Source organism: Brevibacillus choshinensis (genome assembly GCF_016811915.1).
Lineage (GTDB): Bacteria > Bacillota > Bacilli > Brevibacillales > Brevibacillaceae > Brevibacillus > Brevibacillus choshinensis_A.
In genome coordinates this window covers 1,010,190-1,033,295 of the sequence record NZ_CP069127.1, presented here as the reverse complement: position 1 = coordinate 1,033,295, position 23,106 = coordinate 1,010,190, and the positions used below count along the sequence as shown (strand labels likewise).

Annotated in this window: 27 protein-coding genes and 1 pseudogene; 3 read left to right on the top strand and 25 right to left on the bottom strand. The window is 46.9% G+C overall.

All coding sequences use genetic code 11. From position 1 onward, the window contains the following. Positions 1-31: 31 nt before the first annotated feature. Both JNE38_RS30535 and JNE38_RS05600 read right to left on the bottom strand, forming a co-directional pair. Positions 32-181, bottom strand: a pseudogene (locus tag JNE38_RS30535) (sporulation protein YhbH); the annotation flags it as partial. A 56-nt stretch (positions 182-237) separates the two neighbouring features. Beyond that, the gene (locus JNE38_RS05600) at positions 238-471 is read right to left on the bottom strand and encodes a transcriptional regulator (RefSeq protein ID WP_203355625.1); all 234 of its coding nucleotides are present in this window, start codon (positions 469-471) and stop codon (positions 238-240) included. Positions 472-624: 153 nt separating this feature from the next. On the opposite strand from JNE38_RS05600, the gene JNE38_RS05595 reads away from it, so the two are divergent. Continuing rightward, positions 625-849, top strand: coding sequence for a hypothetical protein (locus JNE38_RS05595; RefSeq protein WP_203355624.1), 225 nt, complete (start codon positions 625-627; stop codon positions 847-849). Positions 850-1,063: 214 nt separating this feature from the next. Beyond that, positions 1,064-1,189, top strand: coding sequence for a hypothetical protein (locus tag JNE38_RS30925; protein ID WP_275296684.1), 126 nt, complete (start codon positions 1,064-1,066; stop codon positions 1,187-1,189). Between the two features lie 474 nt (positions 1,190-1,663). Here the strand turns inward: JNE38_RS30925 and JNE38_RS05590 are convergent, their stop codons facing one another. The 5 genes from JNE38_RS05590 to JNE38_RS05570 all read right to left on the bottom strand — a co-directional run bounded on the left by JNE38_RS05590 (position 1,664) and on the right by JNE38_RS05570 (position 4,738). Beyond that, entirely contained in the window at positions 1,664-2,164 is a 501-nt protein-coding gene (locus JNE38_RS05590) for a hypothetical protein (RefSeq protein ID WP_203355623.1), read from the bottom strand. 197 nt (positions 2,165-2,361) lie between these two features. After that, positions 2,362-2,664: a hypothetical protein gene (locus JNE38_RS05585; protein WP_203355622.1), complete on the bottom strand. Its 303-nt coding sequence runs from the start codon at positions 2,662-2,664 to the stop codon at positions 2,362-2,364. Between the two features lie 132 nt (positions 2,665-2,796). Then, positions 2,797-3,534, bottom strand: a complete 738-nt coding sequence (locus tag JNE38_RS05580) for a restriction endonuclease (RefSeq protein ID WP_203355621.1) — start codon at positions 3,532-3,534, stop codon at positions 2,797-2,799. A 315-nt stretch (positions 3,535-3,849) separates the two neighbouring features. Then, a complete protein-coding gene (locus JNE38_RS05575; RefSeq protein ID WP_203355620.1) occupies positions 3,850-4,017 on the bottom strand; it encodes a hypothetical protein in 168 nt (55 codons plus the stop codon). Positions 4,018-4,492: 475 nt separating this feature from the next. Continuing rightward, positions 4,493-4,738 (bottom strand): YolD-like family protein, encoded by a 246-nt coding sequence (locus JNE38_RS05570; protein ID WP_203355619.1) that lies wholly within the window; start codon positions 4,736-4,738, stop codon positions 4,493-4,495. Between the two features lie 180 nt (positions 4,739-4,918). On the opposite strand from JNE38_RS05570, the gene JNE38_RS05565 reads away from it, so the two are divergent. Next, positions 4,919-5,512, top strand: a complete 594-nt coding sequence (locus JNE38_RS05565; protein ID WP_203355618.1) for a C39 family peptidase — start codon at positions 4,919-4,921, stop codon at positions 5,510-5,512. A gap of 172 nt (positions 5,513-5,684) precedes the next feature. Here the strand turns inward: JNE38_RS05565 and JNE38_RS31055 are convergent, their stop codons facing one another. The 18 genes from JNE38_RS31055 to JNE38_RS05480 all read right to left on the bottom strand — a co-directional run bounded on the left by JNE38_RS31055 (position 5,685) and on the right by JNE38_RS05480 (position 23,085). Then, a complete protein-coding gene (locus JNE38_RS31055; RefSeq protein ID WP_343071531.1) occupies positions 5,685-5,960 on the bottom strand; it encodes a YolD-like family protein in 276 nt (91 codons plus the stop codon). An 803-nt stretch (positions 5,961-6,763) separates the two neighbouring features. Continuing rightward, the gene (locus tag JNE38_RS05555; protein ID WP_203355617.1) at positions 6,764-11,617 is read right to left on the bottom strand and encodes an S-layer homology domain-containing protein; all 4,854 of its coding nucleotides are present in this window, start codon (positions 11,615-11,617) and stop codon (positions 6,764-6,766) included. A 322-nt stretch (positions 11,618-11,939) separates the two neighbouring features. Further along, positions 11,940-12,236: a hypothetical protein gene (locus JNE38_RS05550; RefSeq protein ID WP_203355616.1), complete on the bottom strand. Its 297-nt coding sequence runs from the start codon at positions 12,234-12,236 to the stop codon at positions 11,940-11,942. After that, a complete protein-coding gene (locus JNE38_RS05545; protein WP_203355615.1) occupies positions 12,233-13,093 on the bottom strand; it encodes an N-acetylmuramoyl-L-alanine amidase in 861 nt (286 codons plus the stop codon). The genes JNE38_RS05550 and JNE38_RS05545 overlap by 4 nt, the downstream gene beginning before the upstream one ends. A gap of 2 nt (positions 13,094-13,095) precedes the next feature. After that, a complete protein-coding gene (locus JNE38_RS05540; protein ID WP_203355614.1) occupies positions 13,096-13,554 on the bottom strand; it encodes a phage holin family protein in 459 nt (152 codons plus the stop codon). A 136-nt stretch (positions 13,555-13,690) separates the two neighbouring features. Beyond that, positions 13,691-13,828 (bottom strand): CD1375 family protein, encoded by a 138-nt coding sequence (locus tag JNE38_RS05535; RefSeq protein ID WP_203355613.1) that lies wholly within the window; start codon positions 13,826-13,828, stop codon positions 13,691-13,693. A 40-nt stretch (positions 13,829-13,868) separates the two neighbouring features. Next, a complete protein-coding gene (locus JNE38_RS30920) occupies positions 13,869-13,985 on the bottom strand; it encodes a CD1375 family protein (RefSeq protein WP_275296683.1) in 117 nt (38 codons plus the stop codon). Next, entirely contained in the window at positions 13,985-14,428 is a 444-nt protein-coding gene (locus JNE38_RS05530) for a hypothetical protein (protein WP_203355612.1), read from the bottom strand. The genes JNE38_RS30920 and JNE38_RS05530 overlap by 1 nt, the downstream gene beginning before the upstream one ends. A gap of 14 nt (positions 14,429-14,442) precedes the next feature. After that, the gene (locus JNE38_RS05525; RefSeq protein ID WP_203355611.1) at positions 14,443-15,393 is read right to left on the bottom strand and encodes a Kelch repeat-containing protein; all 951 of its coding nucleotides are present in this window, start codon (positions 15,391-15,393) and stop codon (positions 14,443-14,445) included. Next, on the bottom strand, positions 15,393-16,736 hold the full coding sequence (locus JNE38_RS05520) for a hypothetical protein (RefSeq protein WP_203357824.1): 1,344 nt from the start codon (positions 16,734-16,736) through the stop codon (positions 15,393-15,395). The genes JNE38_RS05525 and JNE38_RS05520 overlap by 1 nt, the downstream gene beginning before the upstream one ends. Continuing rightward, positions 16,733-17,020 carry a hypothetical protein gene (locus JNE38_RS05515; RefSeq protein ID WP_203355610.1) on the bottom strand — a complete coding sequence of 96 codons (288 nt, stop codon included), beginning with the start codon at positions 17,018-17,020 and terminating at the stop codon, positions 16,733-16,735. Before JNE38_RS05515 ends, JNE38_RS05520 begins: the two co-directional genes overlap by 4 nt. Then, positions 17,017-17,589 (bottom strand): hypothetical protein, encoded by a 573-nt coding sequence (locus JNE38_RS05510; RefSeq protein ID WP_203355609.1) that lies wholly within the window; start codon positions 17,587-17,589, stop codon positions 17,017-17,019. Before JNE38_RS05510 ends, JNE38_RS05515 begins: the two co-directional genes overlap by 4 nt. Further along, positions 17,586-18,401, bottom strand: a complete 816-nt coding sequence (locus JNE38_RS05505) for a baseplate J/gp47 family protein (protein WP_203355608.1) — start codon at positions 18,399-18,401, stop codon at positions 17,586-17,588. Before JNE38_RS05505 ends, JNE38_RS05510 begins: the two co-directional genes overlap by 4 nt. Beyond that, positions 18,386-18,823, bottom strand: a complete 438-nt coding sequence (locus tag JNE38_RS05500) for a DUF2634 domain-containing protein (protein ID WP_203355607.1) — start codon at positions 18,821-18,823, stop codon at positions 18,386-18,388. The genes JNE38_RS05505 and JNE38_RS05500 overlap by 16 nt, the downstream gene beginning before the upstream one ends. Beyond that, positions 18,824-19,072: a hypothetical protein gene (locus JNE38_RS05495; RefSeq protein ID WP_203355606.1), complete on the bottom strand. Its 249-nt coding sequence runs from the start codon at positions 19,070-19,072 to the stop codon at positions 18,824-18,826. 2 nt (positions 19,073-19,074) lie between these two features. After that, positions 19,075-20,028, bottom strand: coding sequence for an XkdQ/YqbQ family protein (locus JNE38_RS05490; protein WP_203355605.1), 954 nt, complete (start codon positions 20,026-20,028; stop codon positions 19,075-19,077). Positions 20,029-20,032: 4 nt separating this feature from the next. After that, entirely contained in the window at positions 20,033-20,629 is a 597-nt protein-coding gene (locus JNE38_RS05485) for a hypothetical protein (protein WP_203355604.1), read from the bottom strand. Next, complete coding sequence (locus JNE38_RS05480) at positions 20,626-23,085, bottom strand: AAA family ATPase (RefSeq protein ID WP_203355603.1); 2,460 nt, start codon at positions 23,083-23,085, stop codon at positions 20,626-20,628. The genes JNE38_RS05485 and JNE38_RS05480 overlap by 4 nt, the downstream gene beginning before the upstream one ends. Positions 23,086-23,106: the final 21 nt, after the last annotated feature.

Genomic DNA, 23,106 nt, shown 5'->3' with positions numbered 1-23,106 from the left:
ACCGGACGATTGCTCGCCCGGTTGTTCCAATCTACGTCAGTGCTTCCTTCTTCCCAAAAAACGCCCGGAGTGCCTTGTAGACTTCGCCCTTTTCCCGAATGACGCAGTGCATGAATTTCGGCTCCTTGATGTGCCGATAGGCAGACATCAGGGTGCTGTGGCGGTTGTACTGATTGACCTCTTTAGGATATATACAAATTATTCATTATTCCCTGTTTCCACTTTAAATATACGCATTTACTCATCTTCCCATAAGTCAGACATTTTGACTTGCGGGATTTTCTTTTTTATCGCTTCAAGAATCAACTTCCGTGTCGACCGAGTGGGATTTTGCGTTTTCTTTCCAATGGTAAATATCCTTGTCAATGTATCCATACTCAGTTCTGTTTCTTCTGCGATGTAGGAGTGACTAATTCCATGCTCATCAAGGAATTTCCCTGCGGGAGTACGTGGTTTGTTTAAACCTGACATTTAATCACCTCATCAGCAGTCTGGACAAGGTATCGAAAAATTATTCGGAGAAAGCCGAATATTGGACAATCCGTTGTGCATCACTTATTAACACAACAGCACGCTGCTCTTCACAACACAGGGTTACACCACTCAATTCAGGAGGTGTTGACGGTGGCAACGGAACGAAAGCCGGTCTGCTTCAATGTAAATGACCCGTTGGAGAGGGAAATGTGGGAGATATCCAAAACACTCAATTTCAGTGCCTGGGCAAAGGGGCACCTAAAGCCTATGGCTATGGCCAGGATCGCTGAGCGCCAGGCAAGGCCTGATCAGAAACGAACCGGGGTTCCAGTACCCGTAAGAAGGGCGGCGGCTATGGATGTCCCGGAAGCGTAGGTACTATCGGGAAGATCGGAGGCGCCCTCGTTATGTAGATGAAGATGGTTGGGAAGATGATGATGAAGAAACTGAGGACTTGGAAAAAACGGTCTCTAAAGTGTCATGGGGTCTGCTGGCTGTGTTAAGCTTTGGTGTCTTGCTTTCTATTGCACATTCTCTATACACTCCATCAACTACGGTATCATCGAACGAAGCATATAGAGTTGATTCGGTGAGCCATGGGCGTCTGCATGCTGAGCAAGTGGGAACAGGGAAGCGAGTGAGCTTTGATGACCAGAAGCTAGTCAAAGCTGCACTGGACGGATCGATCAAACGCGGGGATGTTATCTATCGCTAAGCATGGTGTTATGCTACGCAGCACCTCCCCCACCTCTCTGGACAGGGCCTCTTAGTGTGCAGTGTGCTGAATGATGTTTTGAACCGAGGGCGTTTTCTGACGATTAGAAATTGAATGGGAAGGGAGTAGAAGATATGGATCTCGGAGAGACCTTTGAAGAGCTACCGCGAGTGACATCTACACATTCGAGGGTTATGTATGGAAACTTGATTCAGGTGGCCGACAATCTGGACTTTCGGAACCAACTTTTTTACGGTAAAGCAAAACGAAACAGGTCACTCGGAAGCGCACAAGCTTTCATAGTGGAGCTAGCTTTGGCAGACAGATTCTTTCGTGAAAAAATGAAGCGGTACATGGTAGCATACGGCCAGAACTTTATTTACACCTCTGATTATATGGACAAATACATGTAGAGAAGCCCTTTTTCTAAGGAAGGGCTTTTCAATTATGACCTATTCAGAAAGTAGCTCTTCATCATTTAGCATTTGAAAAACTGCGGACCAGAACTCCATCTATCCAAAAGTTTTTCCATTGGTAAAAATCAAGTTTCATTGCAGTGCTGTCAAATACTATGACAAATTTAGACTTAAAAACCTCTCCGAATATATTCCAATCATTAATCATTCGACAATACTGGTTTTTATAAAAACCAACGTCTCTGCTGTGAATTAAAAAACCATACACGATATTATCTTTATTCGTGTATCCATCCTGTTTCAAGTTACGTCCTTTTAGTATTTCGCCAAAAATCTTATGTACGGTATTAAATTTTTCCTTGTACTCACCCCCATCCGTTTGTGAGGCTACTTTTGCTTCACAACGGAGTATAATCCATTCGTTCTCTGACCATTTTATTTCAGCTTCAAAGTCCATAAATTTTTTTGAATTACAGTTGCAGTTTAATATCTTTATATGATCTTCAAATTGCTGACAAAAAGATCTAATAGCGTTCATTAAATCTGTTTCTGGAGCCATATTCGACAATCCACTCATCCTTTTCGAAAGCCATCGCATTTTCGGAATAGCACCAAATACTGTACCGCAGCCATAATTATAGAATTAGCCTAATGTGTGCTGCGCAATGGCAGCTAACACCCTGGGATTCCACACAAGAATACACAGAACAATTTCCCCTGTAAAAAAAATTAGAATATGATAATAACCCGTCTCGTTTAAAGCTGAGGCGGGTTATTAGTGTTGTCCAGCTTTTTACTAATTTCATCTAATTTTCTAATGATGATCCAATTCTGATCAACTAATGCACTCAGGTACGCAACTTTCGCTTGTTCTTCAGCCTTTGCGAAGGACAGGGCCAAACCAGCCTTTAACAAATTAAGCCCAGCTAAATCTGACGATATTCGCCGTAGGATTTGCAAATCATTTTCTGAAACTTCATCAAGCGAATTTTCTTTAAGGAACTTTTGAACTTCTTTTTCTCGTTTATCTTCTGGTGTTTCCTTTTTGCCGAAAAACACAATCATTCCTCCTAAGTTATAGTTCCTTCCCTCCCATATAGTTTTCGGCAATATGCAGTTATTCCCTGCACAAGTTTTTTTCGAAACTACAACTAACCCGCCTCTGCTTAATGCGGAGACGGGGTACTATTTCTAAACGGGTTTTGTTTTCTTACAACTTGGATATTTGCTACATCCCCAAAACCCTTCACCTGTTTTATTGTTTTTTCTTTTAATCATTGGAGCACCACAAACGCAATGCACAGATCCGGTAGCAGCTACTTCTAATCGAGATAGCTGAATTTCACTAACCGCAGGCTTCGATTTAGCATTTCGTTTCTTTATTGGGTTCCATTTTCCCCATGTTTTTAGTTTTTGCTCCACAATTGCCCCATGCCAGTAATCAACTTTGAACTGCTCCGCTTCTTTCTTTGCCTGCTGTGTAAGATCGGACGTCGTCACTAATAGAGAGAGAATACAGTCGTGATTTCTCTTCGCACCAACTAATTCTCGAACTACCTGCACCCCAACATTATTCCCGTCGGCGTAACATTTGGCCTGTACGGCTGTTTTCTCCCCTCTTTTATCAATGATGACAAGATCTACACCGCCATCATTCCCACCTACGCCTACTTCTTTGACCGTGTACCCTTGATCACGGAAATACAATGCAAGTAGTCGTTCGAATTCTGCCCCTGATAGGTCATCTAGATTACATGTGAGGATAATTTCATCGGAACGACACTTTAATGATGTTCGATGGGTCATATTTTTTGGGTATTTTTTTCCTTTTTGCTTTGAAGTTTTGCGGTATTGCTTCTTTCCACAAAATATTGATGCAAAAAAACCTAGTGCAACTATTAATACTAATATCCATTCATTTGTTCCCATGATGAACTCCTATACTATTCATATTCATCATTCACTTTACAACATTAGGTAATTTCCTAATACCCTTTGAAGACAAGATCCAAACCAAAACAAGCTATGAAATTCAAATCTCTAGTCAGGCGAAATTTTATTTAAATCGTCGTACTTATTTCCGATATAGTAAATACGTTCGTTTATTATTCACCTGGTCCAGGCTACCAGGTTTTTTTTATAAAAAAGTCCCTCGCAAAAGCGAGGGAGGGGGAGAAGTTTTGTCTCATCGTCTCTATCATTCTTCACAATCAACTACAAATATACTCATCTAGTTCAACGACTTTATCGATTCTCAGTTAGATATGTATCTTTCTGCTGCTGTACAGTTTTCTCTTTAACTGCTTCAGTTATTAACTCTTCTTCCAAGGCTTTCTCTCTTTCAATTTCTTCTTTTGACTTTACGATGTATTTCGATAGAAATGAACTCCCAAACCCATCAATTTGTTGCATCACATTACCTCCAAGAATATTTACGCCTTATGGTTTCACTTGGAGTACAATTACATACTCTAATCTTTACATAGCTGACTTCATGAGCTGCGTGAAATGTACGTCCCTATTGAATTAGCCTATTCCATGTCATATAAAAGATATTTAATCCTGGATCAAGCGAACTCTCCTTCACGTTGAGCGAGTGCGGTTCACCGAATCGATTCGTTAGAATATCCAAGGCACTAGCGTTTAGTTCAGGTCGATAATCACTTACCGAAACGCAGAAACCCTCATCACTTCCTGAGGCACAGTAAACCACATCGTTTTCTTCATCGTAATATCTAAAAAGATTCTCCGGTTCAATAGATGAACATGCTTCTTCGGCTATTCGAATTATGTTTTCCTGTACCTCGTCCGAAAGAAATTCGACTCTCACAACCAACGTTGTTCCTTCCACAATTCATCATACTCACACCACAAGATTCATATCTTTCTAAGCATAACTAACCCTCATAATGTCCAAGAAAGGGATTTTCCTTATAGAACAATTATCTTCAACATGGACTAATCTTGTCCTTGAATCAAGTACTGTGATCCGCCCACGTACCTTCTCAGCTTCTCCCCAAACTGTTAGAACTCGAACGTCCTTATCTTCTTTTGCTTCCACCAGTTGATTGCCAAGTTCCTCTAGTTCAAACTCATCCCGAGTTGGCCGTTTAGGTATATTTGACTTTGCCAATGCCGCCCCTCCTTATTGAATTGAGTATCAGTCTTACACCGATATAAAAATCCATGAAAACATTTTACTTACAAATAGATTAAGGAAAATTTTTCTAATATAAATGTTTGAAATAATTTACCTAATTTAGTATAATTTGCTTTGTTGCAAAAATATACCAAAATGAGAGGAGCTTTAATAATGTCAATTTCGGTAAGATTCAAGAGTTTAATTGCTTTACTTATGACTGTAGTATTTTTACTAGTACCAAGTTCCGCATTCGCAAGTTACGGATCAGATCCGGAATACCCAACACCACAGATAAAAATTAACTGGGTATATCAAGGTAAGTCCCTCTGGTGCTGGAATGCAGTTTCCGTCATGCTATTGGATTATTATGGAATCAAAATGACTAAAGATGAGTATGCTATGTTTGTAAATGGCCATACAGATAACGTAACCATTCCTGCATTCAAATTCAAAAGTAAACTTAATGAAAAGGGCATATATGGAGATAATCTAAACTCTGCCGCTTCATGGAATCAAATAAAAGCATCAATCGATAAAGGATATCCTATTGTTGCCTTTAAAGAAAAAAAGAAAGATGGTTTTGGGCACACTTATATCATCAATGGTTATTACACAAAAAAAATTGGTGGCGTGGATGTACAGTATGTAATATATAACAACCCAGCCGAAGGTGAAGATGCTCTTCCATACAATGAATTTAATCAAGATAACCCAACCTGGAATTGGACAGGAAGCTGGCTGAATGTCAATAAAATTAAAAGATAAATAACATATAGATAAAGAGATGGTTAAGCCATCTCTTTATCTATTTCGACACACTCATGATATCCTTGACGTTAATCCATTGCGAATCCCAATCGCTCACGAGTTTGAACCGTTTGCGCGCCGCATCTATTTCCCGAACGACTCCCCACGCCTCCTCGATTATTCCCAGGCTTCACTTGCTCGGTACTAACCACTTGACTGTCACTGCGTAGTCATACTGTGTACTTTCGTAAATACGGAAACACATTTCGCTGAACTCATCTTCGTCGATCGACGGCCGCTCCACATACTTTTCATCTTCTTTTATCTGCAGGTACAGCTCGCGTTGCTCAGGCAGTACGAAACGACTTGCTGCAAAGACGTTTTCTACCTTGCTGGCCATCCGTTGTTCCCCTTTCGTTCCCAGGCTTCTAACACTGTGATCTGATCCGTATTGGATCTTTGCCACTCGATATACTCCTCTTTCGCAAGAACCTCAAGCACAGTCATGATACCGCCCTTGTTGCGTCCAGTCTTGATGCACAATTCGTCAACCGTTGGGGTCCTACGTCGCCCAGCTGAGTAGTTGGCGATAACCCGAAGGTCTTTTCTTTCAATATCTGATAACAATTGAACCACCGCCAAAAACAGGAACACACGTTTGTAGTATATGCGAACAGAAAGAGAACATGCAATAAAAAACACCCCACGTTTAGTTGAGTATTGGTTTGTTTCCTTCTCTGGGACCTATATGGTACCCATCGCTCTGGTAGGCCGTAGAGCTTTTGGACGCGATCGCCGTCGTCAAAGCTCAGAACTTCTTCTGCATGATAAAGCAGTGATCATCCAGTTCCACCTTGATTAATTTTTGATTTCACGCCGTATCGTTCTATTCAAGAATCCGTGATTTTTGCGGTTTTTAAAATGGTCCATTTTATTTCCCTTCACTGATTATCAATTTGATGGGGGCAAATGGGGGGCAACAGGAGCACTTTCCAAGATTCGGAGGTGTCTCTTTCCTAATTCAGATCACATTGGACAAAGTCTTCCTGCTTCAAGTTCTATCTTTCTTCCAGAGCGCCTGGAGAATTCTTTGCATCGTAGTTCCGGATGGTAGGGGCTTGTCTTTTGAAGCAAGCTGACTGATTGAGTGGCTCCCGCTTAATACGGCATAGAGTGAGCTGGAAATATGTGTGCGCGATTCTGGACAACAAACAAAAAAAACGAGCTCCTGTAAAAGAGGGGGCTCGTTTTATTCATGGTACGCCTTGCCTATTCGTGAAGATCGGCAAACTCGATTCGCCCATCTTGGTAAAGACGAAGGTCACGAGAGGCCGATTCAATATCGCCTGCTGCCCAATGAGATTGTGCTACATCCGACCAGTGGGTCCCCTGCATGATGGAGAGTGCCGGACGGGCAAACAGACGATTCAAAATCGTGATGGCCTCGGCTCGTGTCAAACGCTGGTTCGGCCGGAATGTTCCATCCTCATAGCCGCGCATTAGACCAGCCTTTTGTACAGCCTCGATAATATTCGACGCCCAATGCCCCTGCGTATCAGAGAATGTGTTTTCAAGCTTCGCAGGCTCTAGTCCTTTTACCTTATAAGCAACAGATGCCATCTCCGCTCGGGTTACTCCTTGTTCGGGACGGAAATAGCCTGTTAGATCACCAGAGAGAATACCTGCTGCTGACAATTGCAGTACGGAATTGGCGGCCCAGTGGGTTGCATGCAAGTCTGGATAAGGATTTGCTCCCTTATCTTGGACAAGCCCCATGTGACGGGCAATGAGCGATGCCAATTCTGCACGGGTGATGTTGTCGGATGGGTGGAAAGCACCGTCAGGAAAGCCAGAGATGTATCGTTTGTACGACTTGAAGTCAGATTCGGTTGAGATGATCGTGAATGTACTAAACATCTGTACCTCAATTTCGATGCCAATGGGATGGCCACTTTCATCGTATTCTATTTTTCCCGTTTTGACTTCTTTATCTCTATCACTGTGTTCTATGAACACGGCTAATCCATCGAGAAACGATTGTCGCTGCTGTGGATCATCTGAGATGTCAATCCCTTCAAGAGGGAACGATACCTTCGTTTTGTGATGCGTGTAGTTGGTTTCAATCGTCATGGGCTGACCAACAGCACGAACGTTCCTGCCATTTGCAAATGCTTGGACTTCTTGGGCCCCGTTCACCTTTTCTTTCACTTGCAGTGATTCGTCATTCTTGTGAATCGGGACAACCCGGAAGTAAAGATTTTGATTATCGTTAAATTGGTTCAAGGTGTCTTGGGACAGTGTAATTTTTGCACCGCTAACCTCGATGATCAGGTCAAGCCTAGCTTCGTTCAGCTTGTGCAGGGCCGACCCCGATACGTTGATGAGCACTTCTTCAGCAGGCTGATCCTTGATCTCATCGACCTCGATTCGTGCAAATTTCATAGAATTAGCTTTATTTCCGGATAACAATTCCTCGACTTTTGCTCCGCTCAACGAGACAGAGTCGATAATCTTGCCATTTCTCTCGATGCTCCGTTCAATGTCCACTTTGACAGCAGCTTTGTCACGTTGATCGTCCGAGATGACTCTGGCTTGTCGGGTTTCTTTTTTCGTATCTTGATTATTCCCGCTCTTAGAATCTCTGTTGCGATCCCGATCAGGTCGAGGCGTCGGTGTAGGCTTCGGATCAGGATTCGGCTGCGGGTCTGGCTCTGGCCCTGGATCAGGATTCGGCTGCGGGTCGGGCTCTGGCCCTGGATCAGGATTTGGCTGCGGATCTGGCTCTGGTCCTGGATCAGGATTCGGCTGCGGGTCTGGCTCTGGTCCTGGATCAGGATTCGGCTGCGGGTCTGGCTCTGGCCCTGGATCAGGATTTGGCTGCGGATCTGGCTCTGGCCCTGGATCAGGATTCGGCTGCGGGTCTGGCTCTGGCCCTGGATCAGGATTCGGCTGCGGGTCGGGCTCTGGCCCTGGATCAGGATTTGGCTGCGGATCTGGCTCTGGCCCTGGATCAGGAGTCACAGGGGGGAGGAAGGTGATTTCCAACTCATAGGGTTGAGTTGCCCCACCCTTTGCAGTGACGACAATCGTGATCTCATTTTTTCCGTTTTCCAAATTGACCGCTTGTTGTCCGCCATTTCCCTTCACAAAGCCATTAATCGTGAGTGTTGCCGTCGTATCAAGAGTCGTCGCTTCAATCGTTACAGTTTTATCATTGCTTTCAAGCGAGTAAGAATTCTGGTCAGGATCAAACGAGGGTGTCAATTGGTATGAGGAAACAGACAAATCCCCCAGCTTGTTGGAAACAACGTGAACGGTTCGCGTTACTTCCGCTGCATCGTTGCCACTTCCGTCTTTCACGTTATACCGGATGGTATAGATACCAAGCACATGAGTATCTACCTCTCCTTCTGCTACCACCTCATCCGTCAAATCCCCATCGATTTCATCGTTGGCGGAATATCCCGGCTCTGCATATGACTCATTTTGTAATACATACAACGTCTGGTCGCCATTCAGGGTAATGATCGGCGGAGTCGAATCTGTCAAATGAAAAATTGCTTTAGCAGTAACAGTTTTTGGATCGGAAATATTATTCGTGATCCCGTCATCGATAACCGTGTAAGAGAATGTCACTGTTTCAGAATGGCTCGGGTTTAGGCGATAAGTGATATGGTCCTGATCAAGTGTTGCAGTGTCTCCGACCATAGGGGTGACATCTATAACGTTTAGGGTCTGCCAATGTTCATCAGGCGGTCCGGGAATGTCGTTTTCTATCAATTTGGATAACGGAATGCTTATTAAAGTCGATCCCTTTTCAAAATTACCTAATTCATCATCGAGCCCAACCGGTGTGTCATTGACTTCGGTAACCCTTATCGTAGCTGTTACCGCATCACTTAATAGCGAACCGTTGGCATCAGCAGCAGCTTGTACAACAAAACCAAACCCGCTATCTCCATGCTGATCGTCGGCAGGTTTGAATCTCAATCCTGCACCACCTTCGGAAACCGTGATAAACTCTCCGTCTTCAATCTTGGTGCTGCCGTTAGAGTGGTAGAGCTTACCGCCAGTAATACCGCTAATTTTAAAATGCGTGGTGGTTGACCCGCCGACATCCGTTTTCGTGATGACAAGTCCGTCCCCGGTCATTGTATCCTCCGGGGTCTCTGCAGGTGACACGTTCGGAGGATCGGTACGAGCCATGATCTGGAAGGTGACGATTGCGCTGCTGGTCAATCCAAAGTCATCTTGCACCGTATAACGGAAGCTGGCTTCACCTCGAAAATTCAATGATGGGGTAAAAATCACCTGTTGGGTATCGACATCCAATCGTACTGCTCCGCCCGTGATCTCTTCTACAGCGATAACGGTCGGTATCTGATCGGATTCGTTGCTTGGACCTGTTTTGTCGTTTTCGGTCAACTTGGAAATGGGGATCATCCGCTCACCGGAATTTTCAGCAATAGGTTCAAGCGTATCGGGTTCGGCTACGGGCCGGTCATTTACTTCGTTTACGGTTATCGTCGCCGTGGCTGAATCGCTTAGCCCAGTACCGCCTAGGTCGAGTGCTGCTTGGACCTGAAACGAAAAGATGTCTCCAGCCTGTGTATTGGAATCCGGGCCTGGTGTAAACTTGAGTCCTTTTGCTCCTTCGCTTGCGGGAGTGAATTCACCGTCGAGGATGGGGGTAACGCCGTCATTTTTGAAGAGCGTGCCGCCCCGAATGTTACTAACTTTGTAGTAGGTCACTTCTGGTCCATCCACTTCGTTTTTGGAAATCTGAAGTCCATCTGAGGTCTGGGTGTCTTCTGCTGTCGTTGCATCCGTGACGTTCGGGATGTCAGCCACCGGCTGGATATAAAAAGCGACGGTTCCTTCAGCGGTCTCAGGGGAAGGGAGGCCATTGGTCGTTCCGTTATCTGTTATTGTATAGGTAAAGCCAGCATTTCCCCAGTAGTTCGGCTTAGGGGTAAAGACCAGATTAGCTCCGTCGATTGAAAGTTCTCCGCCTGTCACCGAGTTGTTCGGTTCCATTGTCAGTTTCAGTGCTTGTCCGGCTTCGTTGGCTGGTCCCGGCGAATCGTTTGCAAGCAGATCAGCAATCGGAATGATAAGGGGCGATGCATCCTCCTTGATATCGCCTAACGCATCGTCGCCAGCAACGGGAGGATCGTTTACTTCTGTGACCATGATAAGGGGCTCTGCAACTGTGCTTAATCCATTCCCTGATCCACTTTGAGCAGCTTGCGCCTGGAATGAAAACGTATCTCCAGCAGGAAAATTGGCATTTGCCGATGGAACGAAATTAAGACCGTTGCTCCCTTCATTGGTAGAGATAAATGTACCGTTTGTGATTTCGGTCATGCCATCTTGCTGATAGAGCCTCCCCCCTGTAATGTTGGAAATTTTGAAATGAGTCACGGCAGTCTCATCTTGCGGGTCCTTATTGATCACCAAACCTGATACAGGAGTGTCTTCCGAAGTGGTTGCGTTTGCCACTACCGGTGGTTTGGATGCGAGAGTTGGTGTTCCGGTTTCCAGGATTAGTTGTGGATGGTACGCGGAATATAGAGAATCATCAGCGTAATAGATTATATCCAGTTCATCTCCTGCTCCTCCAAACTGCTCATTTGCACGTAAGGCGAAAGATGCAATCCCATCCGTCTGCTTGACTACAAAATCAGTGACATCAAACTCGAGCCAATTTCCTGCGTCGGTACCTGCCACCTCTATGGTTTTGATTTCCTCATCAGTAACCGCCAACGGAAAATCAACGCCCCATGTGTCGACAGAGGAACCATATACAGTTAGAAAAGGTGTCAGGCTTGGATAGGAACTCTGAATGTTAGCAATTTTTATTCGCAACGTTGCTTTTGTGACGGTTTTCCCTTGCAAGTCAGGCAGCTCGAATTGGATCGCAGAACGATAGTAGTCCATGGGGGCAGGAGCTTTACCCACGTAATTCTCTGGTTCATCCATCCAAATACCATCATTAGTCCAGGTACCGTCTTTTTTGAGGGTTGCAGTGGTACCGGCTGCATCTGCCCGATTTTCCATAATTAATTGTGGGGCAAAAAATAGAAAGGAAGTCAAAGCTAAAATGGTCGCGGTCTGTTTCACTTCTTCATCTCCAGGTAGAATTAGGAATGATTTCCCATATCACAATACATTGAAAAGTAGTCCCCCCTTATATTAACAGGTCCATTTTCCTCTTTACAGGAAAATATTCAACTTCTATAGGCACAAAAAATCGGAATCAAGTCATTTTTTTCTGGCTTCGGATCTGATCAAACCATGTCCAATTATTAGAGTTACCCGAAAGCAACCACGTTGAAAGAAGGCAACTGGAAGGGCTACTATCCTTTATGCTCGATGTTCAATACATCCAAGCTGAGCAATAAAGGTAAGCCCCCCTCTAAAGGGAAGGCAGTATCCACACTTTTTAATTCCGCCTTAGATAGGAGTACCCAGCCTTCACCAGCCAGGCCCATGCCTGCTTTCCACCGATCAATGCAAAACCCGCCCGTATCCGAAGTGGTAACCGTTCATAGCAGTCAATGACGTACTGTTGTCTGGAGAACAGTACGTCAACAGCGTTTGGGTATCGCTGCTTTACTTCTCGCATGAACTGCCCTAATTTAGGAAAGAGGTCGGCTGCCATTACCAGCAGAACAGCAATAATTAGAGCCATCAAAGGCCACCATTCCTGGAAGAACAGAACCAACTGATCCAACATCATTCGCATGCACATCCTTTCGAGAATCTGACTGTTTTACACGCTCCATCCCACTCCACTTGCATGTCCAATGCTGCAGCCAATTCACGTGCTGGGGCATATGAAATACCCGACTCGATTGTCTCCGTCAGGTCGTGGCCGTTCACTCTCACTTGTTTGGTATCAGCGCACCACTCTACCTTGCCGCCTACAGCCTCTGCAACAGCACGAATAGGGAGATGGGAAACTCCGTCCTTTAAGTATCCTTGAGATGGCAAGTGCACACCGTTGATCTCAATCGATACCTTATCCACATTAGTTTGAATTTTCTGTGGATTTCCTGTGAGTATCTTTTGCACATCGTCCATGAATTTCGTCCAGGCTTGCTCAGCTGACAATCCCGTAAAACGCTTGGCGAAGCTGTCTGTGACGAAATACGCTGGGCAGCTCTTCCCTGTGATGTCGTAATGCCTCCAGAGGTGGTCGATGCCCCATCCATAACGTTTCAGGATGTCTGCAGCCAGCTCCAGAGTGTTCTTGTACATATTCTGAAAGTCTCCGTCCTTGTTCACGCACATTTCAATCCCGATCGTACAGTTATTCGGGTAAGTGCTCAGGCGCTTGAGCGCGTCCGGCTTGTACGACTTCGCCCCGACGTGGTACCCCATTTCATTCTCTGGCAAGCAGCGCACGGTTTGCTTATCGTCTACGCAGTAGTGAGCACTGGCTTCAGTAGTATGTTTGTTAAAGTAGTTTCGATTTGCTACAGCATTTGCTCCCTTTCCTTCGTTAGCCGTCCAATGAATAACAAGGCCCCGGGGAGTGATCCGTGTCCCGGGGCGTGCAGTTTTATTGGTGATCAACATGTCGATGATTTTCATGTTTACTTCGTCTCCTTACGTGCAGCTCGCTCTGCTTTAGCCTTGATCTCGGAGCCAACGAGCGTAACGATAGATTTGGGGATAGGCCAGCCTGCTCGATGAGCATTTGCGGTCAGGCTTGTCCACGTGTGATAGATCAGGCCAAACGTTACACCAAAGAAAAGAAAACCAGGGGTTCCCATTACCCGATCCAATAAATTAGCTATTGCGGGTAGCGCCACTAAAAAAAGCGTTCGCGGAATACGACTTAACCCATATTCAGACGAGTAGGTATTATCCTTCTTGGAAGCATACACACCCGTCACCCAATCCAAGCTGATCATGGAGAGTAACACGACAAGGATGTCGAGTCTGTCACTTCCGTAAAAATATTGAAATATCGGAGTAAGTAATGCCCCTGTAGTCGCTGCCCATCCATTTGCCGGGGTCGCTACGTTCTCTAAACTCTGTAGAAACTTCATGTGCTCATCTTCCTTCCACCCTAAAGGCAATAAAATAGCCCCGCTAGAAACGAGGCGGCTCATGGTCTGGATGAAAACAGGGAGCCACTTCAGTAGCTCCCCATGAAAAAACGCCCTCTCCCATATGGAAAGAGCGTTATGCTGCTAGATGTTTTCCATCTGTGCCCAAGCCTAGAGCCTCCAGATCTGCTTTTACTGCTGGCTGCAGGTTAGCCGGTACACTTTCATATGTACGGCGGCCTGCGACGATCAAAGCTACGTAAATCGCTACCATGGTATCACCTCCTTTCAAGGAGATCAGCCAGGTGCCAAGTCTAAGCAGAAGTGCTGTCAGCATCGAGCATCGCCTGCACTTCCTCGCGTAGATTGGTTGGTACAGAGTCAATCGTCCTTCGTCCAGCCTTGATCAAGTTGTAGTAAATCGCGGCCATTAGACAGTACCTCCGTTTGGATTCTGCAAAGCAAGGAGTTGTTCGTAAACATCGGCAAGAGCTTCCATCGTGTTCAGGTTATTCTCCTGCTCTAGCGCCAGCCTGTCCTCCAATTCTTTGATTTTGTCCGCAGGCTTGACAGCAAACTGGGAAAAGATGATCTGGTCGACCAGGTCATCCTTGTGACGCTGGATAAGTGCTGCCGCGTTTGTGTCCGTGATCGGTGCGAATCCAGGTTCAAACGGGTCATGGTTTTGCAGGAACGCTGCCCCTCCTACTCGTAGGACATAATACTTCGCGTTTTCGACGCCCGTCGGGTTCTCGATCTGGACGCCATTGTACTTCTCCGTAAAGTCCCGTACCTCGATGGATACGGGGAGGTTCGCTAGGAAGTCGTCCAGCGTTTCCTGGGTGCATGAAACTTCTACGCCTTTATATTGCATGTCGTTTTCCTCCTTTAGTTTGCGGCCAGCCAGCCCAACAAGGCGTCCAGTCCGTCTATTTTTCGTGGCGTGTATTCGTAACATAAAGATTGCACTGTTGAACTGCTGTAACCCGAACCCCCGAATGTATAAATCTTGTCTCCAATCAGCGCGGGCATCATACCCATGGCCTGATCCGAAATTGTAGTCGTTCCGAATGTCCACTTGTTTTCCACTACATTGTAAATATGCACATTCAAAATATCGTTTGTGTTGAAAAAATCGTCGTATCCCCCGAATAGGTAAGCATTGTCACCAATACCCATAGACGTGTGCCATCTACGATTTCGGGGCATGTTTGCCGCTGGCGACCAACTGTTGGTGATTGGGTTATACAATTCGGCGGTATAGTCGTTATCACCGATACCGCCAGTAGCAAGTAACTTGCCGCCTACAGCAGCTAGACCATTACCGCTCCTTGCCTTAGCCATTTGCGCTTTCGTAGCCCATACGTTTTTGGATGGGTCGTATTGATACATAGGTAGTTTACTGTCACCCGCTACATATATCATCCTGTCGGCAGGATTATAGGCCACCCCCGGCCCCCTCATAGCGATGGGCATGAGCGCTTTCGATGTCCAGATGTTTGTTGTTGGGTCGTATTCGTAAATCAGATTACGTTCGTCCCCACTCATACTGCCGATTGCGCCGCCGATGGAATAGACTTTTGTCAGGGAAGCACAAGACCCTCGACTCTTGAGGCCACCCGGCGAGCCGTCTTTTACTGCGTAGGTATCGGTCGCGGGGTCGTACTCGTAATGATTGGCTACGATTGCGCTGGCTGTTTCCCCGGCGAATACATAAGCCTTTCCATTTACGCCACCTGCGCCGCCATTCTTGAAAGCCAACGGCATGTTTGATTTCTTAATTAGGACATCGTCACTTACTTTAATGGACTTCGCCAAGGCAAACGCTACCGCGTCCATTAGACCACCGCCTTCGTTACGCCCGACAGTTTACCGCTGGTGTACGTCAGGGTCTTTGTGACAGTCGTCCCTCCTGCGATTTCCTGCGTCGTCGCCAGAGTCCCGTCCCCGTTGTAGGTTAGGTTCGTGGTTTTTATAGCTGTCGCACCGTCCATTTCCTCGACCTTCGTCAGTTGGTTCCCTGTGTAGGTAAGGACCAGGGAACGGGTATCCGTTTGCAGTTGTACCGCCTTCGTTTTGTTTACGTCGGCGTTCGCTGTCCCTTTCAGCTGGTATTGCGAATGAGGGTCGGGAGCGCTCAAGTGCGTGTTGAGATTTGCTTGCACTGCGTCGGCTTTTGCTTGCGCCCCTGCGGGTGTTTCTTTAGCATTCCATGATGATCGTTCCGCCGCTGTGATGTGCTTAACATTGTCCGCTGCGTGCGTATCGACTTTCGATTGAGCTCCAGAAGGAGTTTCCTTGGCATTCCACGCATCGCGTTCTGCCTGAGTAATGTGTTTCGCGTTGTCTCCGGTATGAGTGGTCAACTTGCTATCTACGGCATCCACAACTTTCTTGTTGGCGATGTCATCTACCGCTGCTGGATCGGATACTTTTGCACGACCCGACGCATCCCGTTGAACGATTCGATTCGCTGTTGCTGATGGCGTAGCACCGTGCACATTCGTTTCGTTAGCGTGCAAATTCACCTTCGCTTGTGCTCCGTCTGGCGTTTCTTTGGCATTCCATGCAGTACGCTCGGCAGCCGTGATGTGAGAAACCATATCGGCAATGTGGTTCGATAGGTCGGTCCACAGCTGTTTGATCGTTTTTACAGGGGCGGTCTTCCAATCCGCTTCACCCGTTACACCCTTAAACAAGTAGGCGAAGAAGGAAAAAAACTTCGGCCACTTCGCGGTATTGCTGGACGGCACCTGTGTCTGATCCACGGTGATAGAATCGCTAAGCAGGTTGCGACGATCGGTGTAAGAAAGAACTGTCGTCACATTCGTAGAGAAGTACCACAAAGGGCATACGCCGTCAGCAACAGCCTGGGACGTGCTTTTCTTGATCACACCGTCTGTATCCAGATAGATGTACTGCCCCTGGTTCGCATTCAGCGGGATCGAACCTGCAGATACAGAGAAGCGCTGACCCTTTACGTATGCCGTACCAGCTGCGTAGTTGGCCGTGAGCCCTGTATACGTAAATGTCAGTCCCGAAAAAACAAAGCTGCCGCCTAACTCATTAGCTAGGTCCTTCACCAGCTGGTGAGCATCAGCAATCCCCTGCTCGATTCGAATATAGTCCGTCTCCATCACAGGATCGTCCGGTTTCCAGTTGGTTTTTGCTTGGTAGGTCATGCTGTTCCTCCTTTCACTTCAATGGTAAAGGTAAAGTCCTGCTGCTGTGCGGCCGGCATCGTCAGGTTTACAGCCTTATCGATGATGACTTTGCCGTCCGTAGTCTTCAGCTTTAGGTTCGTAATAGCCGTCACGTTCTGTACCGTTTCGGTTCGAACCGTCACGACCTTGCCTGCCACGGTTACAGAAAGAACAGGAACTGATGTCGTGTTATTAATCAGAACGGTGGATGCCCTGGCTTGAATGTCCTGAGCAACCAGCTTGAGATAATCATCTGCGATCATAGCGCGATTTCACTTCCCCTCATCATCGGCGGAAGTCCGACTCGCATTTCTCGGACCTTCCTGTACCGTTTCGTAGCCATGGTTACGGTGTCAACCAGCTGTATCGTCTCCGATCCCGTAAACGAGAGGTCGATTCCTACTGCGTGTACTGGCCGAATCTTCTCGAATGACTTCACCAGCTTTGTTACATCGACTGTGTCCTCTTGCTTGAAGGTGTACCGGATACGCTTTGTGGCGAATACCTCTTCCATCGTGACGACCTTTAGCGTGGAAGCGTCCAGCCCAAGCGTACGTAGTACAGGAGGCGTAAAAGAAACACTGGCCCAGTATTTCTCCATGATTGCTTGCCGCCGCTGCTCGTCGGGCGTGAACTGTTTGGTCCCGAAATAGATCCAGTCCCAGACATCCAGTGAGTACGTCGCCGTCATGGGAAAGAATTGATTTCGCAGCTGCTCGATCTTGGCGATTTGCTCGACCATTTCACTTTCCGCAGCTTCGAAATGGTAATCGGCAACCTGGTTCTCGTACCAGTAGGGCGGGAGCATGCGACGGTATTTCTCTAATATCATGTCGTCACCACCAGATTAAGAGAGACCACCTGGCTACCTGGCACCGTGAGGTTCGCCGTGCCTCCATTCAGGGTGTAATTCGTGAAGTCCACAACGCCATCCACGAAAAAGAGCGCCGCAATCTGCTGATAAACCAGCTGCGAGCGCCCTTTCAGGTATTCTTTTATCCTTGTAGTCAACAGCGTAGTGATATCTGCCAGGACTGCCCCTTCCTGCAGCGTCAGTTTTACTGATACGCTCAAAGCGAACACAGTTGCAGGAAGCACCTTCAGATCATGCAGGCCGATCCGTTTTTTCTCCAGCGCTGTCCTCACTTGTTCCGCAAAGGCCTGTGTAGCAGGTTGCCCGTTAATATCCGTGATGTAGACATCGATCGATAGATCGTTTCTCGCTTTCTCGACAGCTGTCGCACCGCCAACGCCGTTTACGGCCCTCGCCCAAATCGCGTAGTCATTCGCCCGTCCATTCCCTTCCTCTGTCTGAGCGCGTTCGATTAAGCGATCACGGTAAGGATCATCCAGTTCTCCATCTTTACGGGTCAATCCAAGAAACGCACCATGAGCATCCAAAAATACACCATCCGCCCAGGGAAGGAACGCCTGTAGAAAAGCGTACTCGAGCAGTTGCTGCTGCTCGCTGATCTCTTCCGCGATTGGGTAAAGCAAATCATAAAAGATTTCGCCCTCCTCGGTTGCAGGTGGCGCTTCTCCCCGAGCCTCTGCGATCGCAATCAACTTATTCGCAAGCCGTTGGTAGATTGCGTCCGGTGACTCCCTCAAGATCGGCATTTCAGGTTTTACGATCGTTGCCATGCGTCCACCTCCATCTCTACCGTTCCCCGTATTCCTTCCATTTGCAAAAAGAATCTGATCCGATTGTCTACAATCCGGATGTCCAGCACTTCTGCACGGTTGACTTCGCTGTGAGCTTCCAAGGCTTCCTCAGCCAGTGTTTTAATCACCGGGAGAGAGACGAGGGATCTCATCTTTCCTATGTCTGATTGAAAATCGACCCCGTAGTTTTCGGAGTAGATCGCGTACCGGAACCGCTTGGTATTTAAAATCTTGCGTGCCGTTTCTTCCAGGTACTCTTTGTATGTCTGGGTCCGCACGTACCTGCCGTCTGGTCCTTGTATGAATTGCTTGCTTGACCAGTCCAGTCTATACGTCCATGGGATCGGTGCGTCTGCCGACTGTACCAGCCGCGTTTCATCACCGCTCAGTTCTGGGAACATCTACCCCACCACCCCAAGCAAAAGGTACTGACCGTTTGAGCAGCTCAACAATGCTACTTTTTTTCCGACGTCCTCTGGTCGCCAGCTCGTCGGGTTTAATTTTACGAGTTCCTCGGGTTCCAGTGGGGTTGGGTCCTCGTCGAGCTTAACGGATAGGGGCGACAAGGAAAGCAGCGTCCCAAACTCGCCCTGCGTGTCTGTCACACCAGCCTGCGCATTTTTAAATATTTTACTGAGTGCTGTCTGCATGGTTATGGCCTCCCTTCCAGCTGTAAATCCATCGTGTACTGACCGCCCTTCCAGCGTGCATTGCAGCTCGTGACGATCCAATCGGTAACCGTCACGTTGTCTTTCTCTAAAATCTTGAGCAGCCAGCCCGCACGCAGCCGTGCAGCGTTGCCATCCTCATGCTTGACGGTAATTGAGCGCGTTTTCGGGATCTTTGACAGATTCGTCAGCTGCTTGGTTGCCAAAAAATCAAGGCTTTTCTCTTCTCCAGCATCGATAATAGTTTCCATGCGCCCGATCTGCTTGATCAGATTTGCGTTCTCTTTTGTCACGCTGCTGGCGATCTTGTCGTCTTTGTATTTCTCAACGGTTACGACCGTGTAAACCTCTTCGATGCTCTCACCCGTAGAGCTGCTTTCCAGCATGTTTGCCCTGAACATAGGGACTACACTGTTTGCCCCTTCAGGTAATACCGACAACTTGTCTCGCTGGTGTTGCACATAGTACCGGAAGCCCGTTTTCTCGTAAGCCTGCTCCGTGAATGATGTGAACAGGGATGTAAAGGGCTGGGGCGAAATCCGCTCTTTGACAGTGAACCCGAACGCCGGACACGAAAAATTGATTCCAGTTGCTTTGATCAGGCGCTGCAGCTCTGTCCCTGCGTCCCCGTTCACTTTTATTCGTGGCGCCGAGTTCTTTTGGAGGTACCAGCTCAGCTCGTAGGCTGTTGCATTCAGATCGCCCGTTTTATTGTCTCGATCAAAGCGCACAATCGGGCCGTGAAAAAACTGCTGCGATTCTTTCAGCTCGAAGCCAGAAAAGAGCATCAAAAAACCCGCCGACTGTAGGGGCGGGGCATCCTTGATCCAGATATCTAAGTTTTGCGCAATCTGGCCACGTGAGGATGACCAAGACAGTTCCATGGACGGGGAAGTCAGATCATAGCGTGTTGACTCTTTGCCGTAAATTACTTTCATTTCATCACGTCCCGATCGCTCGGTTAACACTCGCTAGTTTCCGATCAATCCGTTCCCGCTGCTGTTGGATGGTTTGGAACGCAGGACTTACCAGAGAGTTCGAGCTACTTTTTTTGGCCTTCTTTCCGCTCGTATTGGGCCTAGCCGCCTTCGGCTTGGCAATCACACTGGCAGGACTCAGTACCTGAGTTTGATTGCTCCAAGACACGTATTCCTCTTTGACAAACAAAGGGAGTTCGATACTCCCATGCCAGTCCACGTTCGTCCCCCTGAAACGACCATCACAAGATCCGATAATCACATTCCAAGCGAGGTCCAATTCATCAATTGTAAGCAGTGCCTCCGATCCTGTCAGTCGATCCAGCCCGGCCAGCCACGGACGTGGACCTTGATATCCTTGTACCTCAATAAGTGGAGAATCCAAATCTCCCGGCAGGAAAAATTCGAAGGAAATAGACTTGGGACGCCGTCCGGAAATCCGGTTTCCCGTGATCAGTGTAATGGACGTCGTGCTTTCAATGTCATTCCCATACCCTTTGATTTCAATTTCACCGGGCGTTACTGGAAAGGTAAGGCGGTATTGTCCTTGCAATCGAATCATGTTGCGACACCCCCGCGTGTCTCCATAGCGTCAATTAGTGCCTTTTCGATGATGTCCTTTACCTTTTGGCTCACAGAGGGATTATCGAGCAGACGTAACATCGTCGGGACATCTTGCAGCACACCGTCTGCGTATAATGGGATCGATAATTGTGGGATTGTGAGAGATACTGACCTCGGTTTCTCCTCTTGTGCTTTGACAGGTGGCACCACAGGAATGGGTGGACCAAGCACGGGAGCCGTCGGTCTTATTTGATCCCTTATCTCTGGAGGAATGGGTCTATGAATGTCCGGCGGCGTGGCGGGCGCATCGTTCCACCAAGACTTCACCTTATCAAACATCGCTCCACCACCGAATGCTCCGGCAATTCCACCAACAATGCCGCCAATAGCAGTGCCAACACCTGGAACTATTGATCCAATAGCAGCACCCGCCGCCGCGCCTCCCCATCCCCCAAGGGCTTCAGATCCTACTCTTCCAGCCATGTCGAGCTTGTCATCAGCTGTTAGGATTTGTCCTGCTCCAATTGCTGCACCTATGATAGGGAGTTTACGGAAAAGACTACCCCCTAACGACTTTGCTCCTTCCCATGCGCTTTTCACTCCAGGGAAAATAGCGTCACCTTTTGGCAATACTCCACCGAGGCTCTTAAGCTTGTCCAGCCATCCGGCTTTAGCAGGCACATCCACTGCTGAGTTCTTCCCAAAAGCCATATCAGCAGCTTCTTTAGATGTTAACCAGTTCTTTTTTGGTGGCGCCTCTTTGTCGCCGCCCCAACTCAACGGGTTCCACCACTTGCGCTTTCCACCCTTGCCTCCTTTACGCTTCTTGTCTGGCCCGTCTGGGAGGTCGATATCAGAGACGTCACCGCCAAGTTTTCTTCTTACCGCTGCAGCTTCAGCGGCTGCTAATGCAACCTTGAACTTCCACAGTCCAATCGTTGCTAGACCGATTGATGTAACTAACGCAGGAACTGCGAGCCATGCAGGTAATACATCAAATGCTTCTTTCGTTACCTTGACTGCATTACCCAGCCCTCTAATCCCGGGTCCTAATTCTTGAGCTATGACAGTACCCAACCCTATTAACTCATTCGAAAGCATTGTTTTTGCTTCAAAGAATCCTCGTAATGGATCGTTATCATTATATGTCTTATATGATTGATCCAATTTACCTTGGTAGTTGAATTCACTGCTGTCCGTCATTCCTATACGTCCTGCCGCTTTAATCATTTTTTCATACATATCTCTTCCTAAGTCTTCTCCTGGACCACCACCTAGCTCATTAAGTAAATTTTGAAGAACTTTATCATCTTTTACGTTCCCCAACTGTTGCATTAGTGCCCCTACTGCAAACTGCTTTTCACCTGTTGTTCCAGTGTTGATGAGATTAGTGATTTTCATGGCTTCTTCAGTAGCTTGTTTTTGTGCATCTTCAGAATTTAACCCTTGCGTCTCATAGGCAGTCTTGAGTACATTTGTCAAATCTCCTTGATTATAAAGCTTTAGAGTTGATTCCTTTAAAGCATCAAAACCTTTATCTATCGACCATAATCCGTTCATTTCCTTTACGAGAGCGCCTAGTTTTTCAGGAGTATCTAAAAACTTTGTCATTTGGCTTGAATATTCCACGATTGAGTCTAGGGCCTCACCTCGTATATCTGTAGTGGTACTTGTAATTTCGGCTAGAGTATCGCCAAAGCGCCCGACATCAGTAACTTCCTTCCAAGCCTGGCGCATCGCAAACATTGTTTTCTGGTATTCTTCAACGCCGCCAAGATCTGGTCTAATGGCATTGAGTTGAAGTGATTGTTTAGTGAATTCAACACCATTTTGCTCATCGAATCGAATTGCTTGCGTCATTAAATCCTTAATGTGAGTGCGATCGACATTCGGATTCATTAAGGAAAGATTCTGGGATTCCTTCTGGAATTGGAGCATTTCTTCAGGAGTATTACCCAGAAGAGACCTCCTTGCATTTGCTTGTGTCTCATTTGATAACTGATCTATATAACCTGCCCCACCATAAGCTACAATTCCACCAACTACTCCACCTGTCATGAAAGAGCCACCGCCAGCTTCAGCAGCCTCAATCTGAACTTTTGCTTTCGTACCATCCAGTGCTTTTACTTCTTGTCTGATAGCTTCGATTTCACGACGGGCCCGTTCATCAATATCCACCTTTGGTTTGGCTCTTGTCGAACCTAGAACACCTAACTGACGCTTTAACTCTTTAACTTCTCGTTGCATTTGATCCATCTCACGTTTGAATCCTTGTTCAGCCTGCTCAGCAGTTTGTTTAATCTTGCGCATTTCCTTGATCATTTCTTGTGTCGCATCATCAAGTTGGAGCATCTCTTTTCTTGCTTTTTTAGAGAAATTGACGACCTTTTGAATCTCGGGCGTTAATTGATTCTTTGCCTGTAAATAAGCAGTGATACCAACAACTGCACCCATAATTTCCCCCCTTAAAAAATA

Coding starts and splice junctions, on each gene's coding strand:
- JNE38_RS05600 (WP_203355625.1), bottom strand. CDS start 471: ATGTCAGGTTTAAACAAACCACGTACTCCCGCAGGGAAATTCCTTGAT.
- JNE38_RS05590 (WP_203355623.1), bottom strand. CDS start 2,164: ATGGCTCCAGAAACAGATTTAATGAACGCTATTAGATCTTTTTGTCAG.
- JNE38_RS05580 (WP_203355621.1), bottom strand. CDS start 3,534: ATGGGAACAAATGAATGGATATTAGTATTAATAGTTGCACTAGGTTTT.
- JNE38_RS05575 (WP_203355620.1), bottom strand. CDS start 4,017: ATGCAACAAATTGATGGGTTTGGGAGTTCATTTCTATCGAAATACATC.
- JNE38_RS05565 (WP_203355618.1), top strand. CDS start 4,919: ATGTCAATTTCGGTAAGATTCAAGAGTTTAATTGCTTTACTTATGACT.
- JNE38_RS05550 (WP_203355616.1), bottom strand. CDS start 12,236: ATGATGTTGGATCAGTTGGTTCTGTTCTTCCAGGAATGGTGGCCTTTG.
- JNE38_RS05545 (WP_203355615.1), bottom strand. CDS start 13,093: ATGAAAATCATCGACATGTTGATCACCAATAAAACTGCACGCCCCGGG.
- JNE38_RS05540 (WP_203355614.1), bottom strand. CDS start 13,554: ATGAAGTTTCTACAGAGTTTAGAGAACGTAGCGACCCCGGCAAATGGA.
- JNE38_RS05535 (WP_203355613.1), bottom strand. CDS start 13,828: ATGGTAGCGATTTACGTAGCTTTGATCGTCGCAGGCCGCCGTACATAT.
- JNE38_RS30920 (WP_275296683.1), bottom strand. CDS start 13,985: ATGGCCGCGATTTACTACAACTTGATCAAGGCTGGACGAAGGACGATT.
- JNE38_RS05530 (WP_203355612.1), bottom strand. CDS start 14,428: ATGCAATATAAAGGCGTAGAAGTTTCATGCACCCAGGAAACGCTGGAC.
- JNE38_RS05525 (WP_203355611.1), bottom strand. CDS start 15,393: ATGGACGCGGTAGCGTTTGCCTTGGCGAAGTCCATTAAAGTAAGTGAC.
- JNE38_RS05520 (WP_203357824.1), bottom strand. CDS start 16,736: ATGACCTACCAAGCAAAAACCAACTGGAAACCGGACGATCCTGTGATG.
- JNE38_RS05515 (WP_203355610.1), bottom strand. CDS start 17,020: ATGATCGCAGATGATTATCTCAAGCTGGTTGCTCAGGACATTCAAGCC.
- JNE38_RS05510 (WP_203355609.1), bottom strand. CDS start 17,589: ATGATATTAGAGAAATACCGTCGCATGCTCCCGCCCTACTGGTACGAG.
- JNE38_RS05505 (WP_203355608.1), bottom strand. CDS start 18,401: ATGGCAACGATCGTAAAACCTGAAATGCCGATCTTGAGGGAGTCACCG.
- JNE38_RS05500 (WP_203355607.1), bottom strand. CDS start 18,823: ATGTTCCCAGAACTGAGCGGTGATGAAACGCGGCTGGTACAGTCGGCA.
- JNE38_RS05495 (WP_203355606.1), bottom strand. CDS start 19,072: ATGCAGACAGCACTCAGTAAAATATTTAAAAATGCGCAGGCTGGTGTG.
- JNE38_RS05490 (WP_203355605.1), bottom strand. CDS start 20,028: ATGAAAGTAATTTACGGCAAAGAGTCAACACGCTATGATCTGACTTCC.
- JNE38_RS05485 (WP_203355604.1), bottom strand. CDS start 20,629: ATGATTCGATTGCAAGGACAATACCGCCTTACCTTTCCAGTAACGCCC.
- JNE38_RS05480 (WP_203355603.1), bottom strand. CDS start 23,085: ATGGGTGCAGTTGTTGGTATCACTGCTTATTTACAGGCAAAGAATCAA.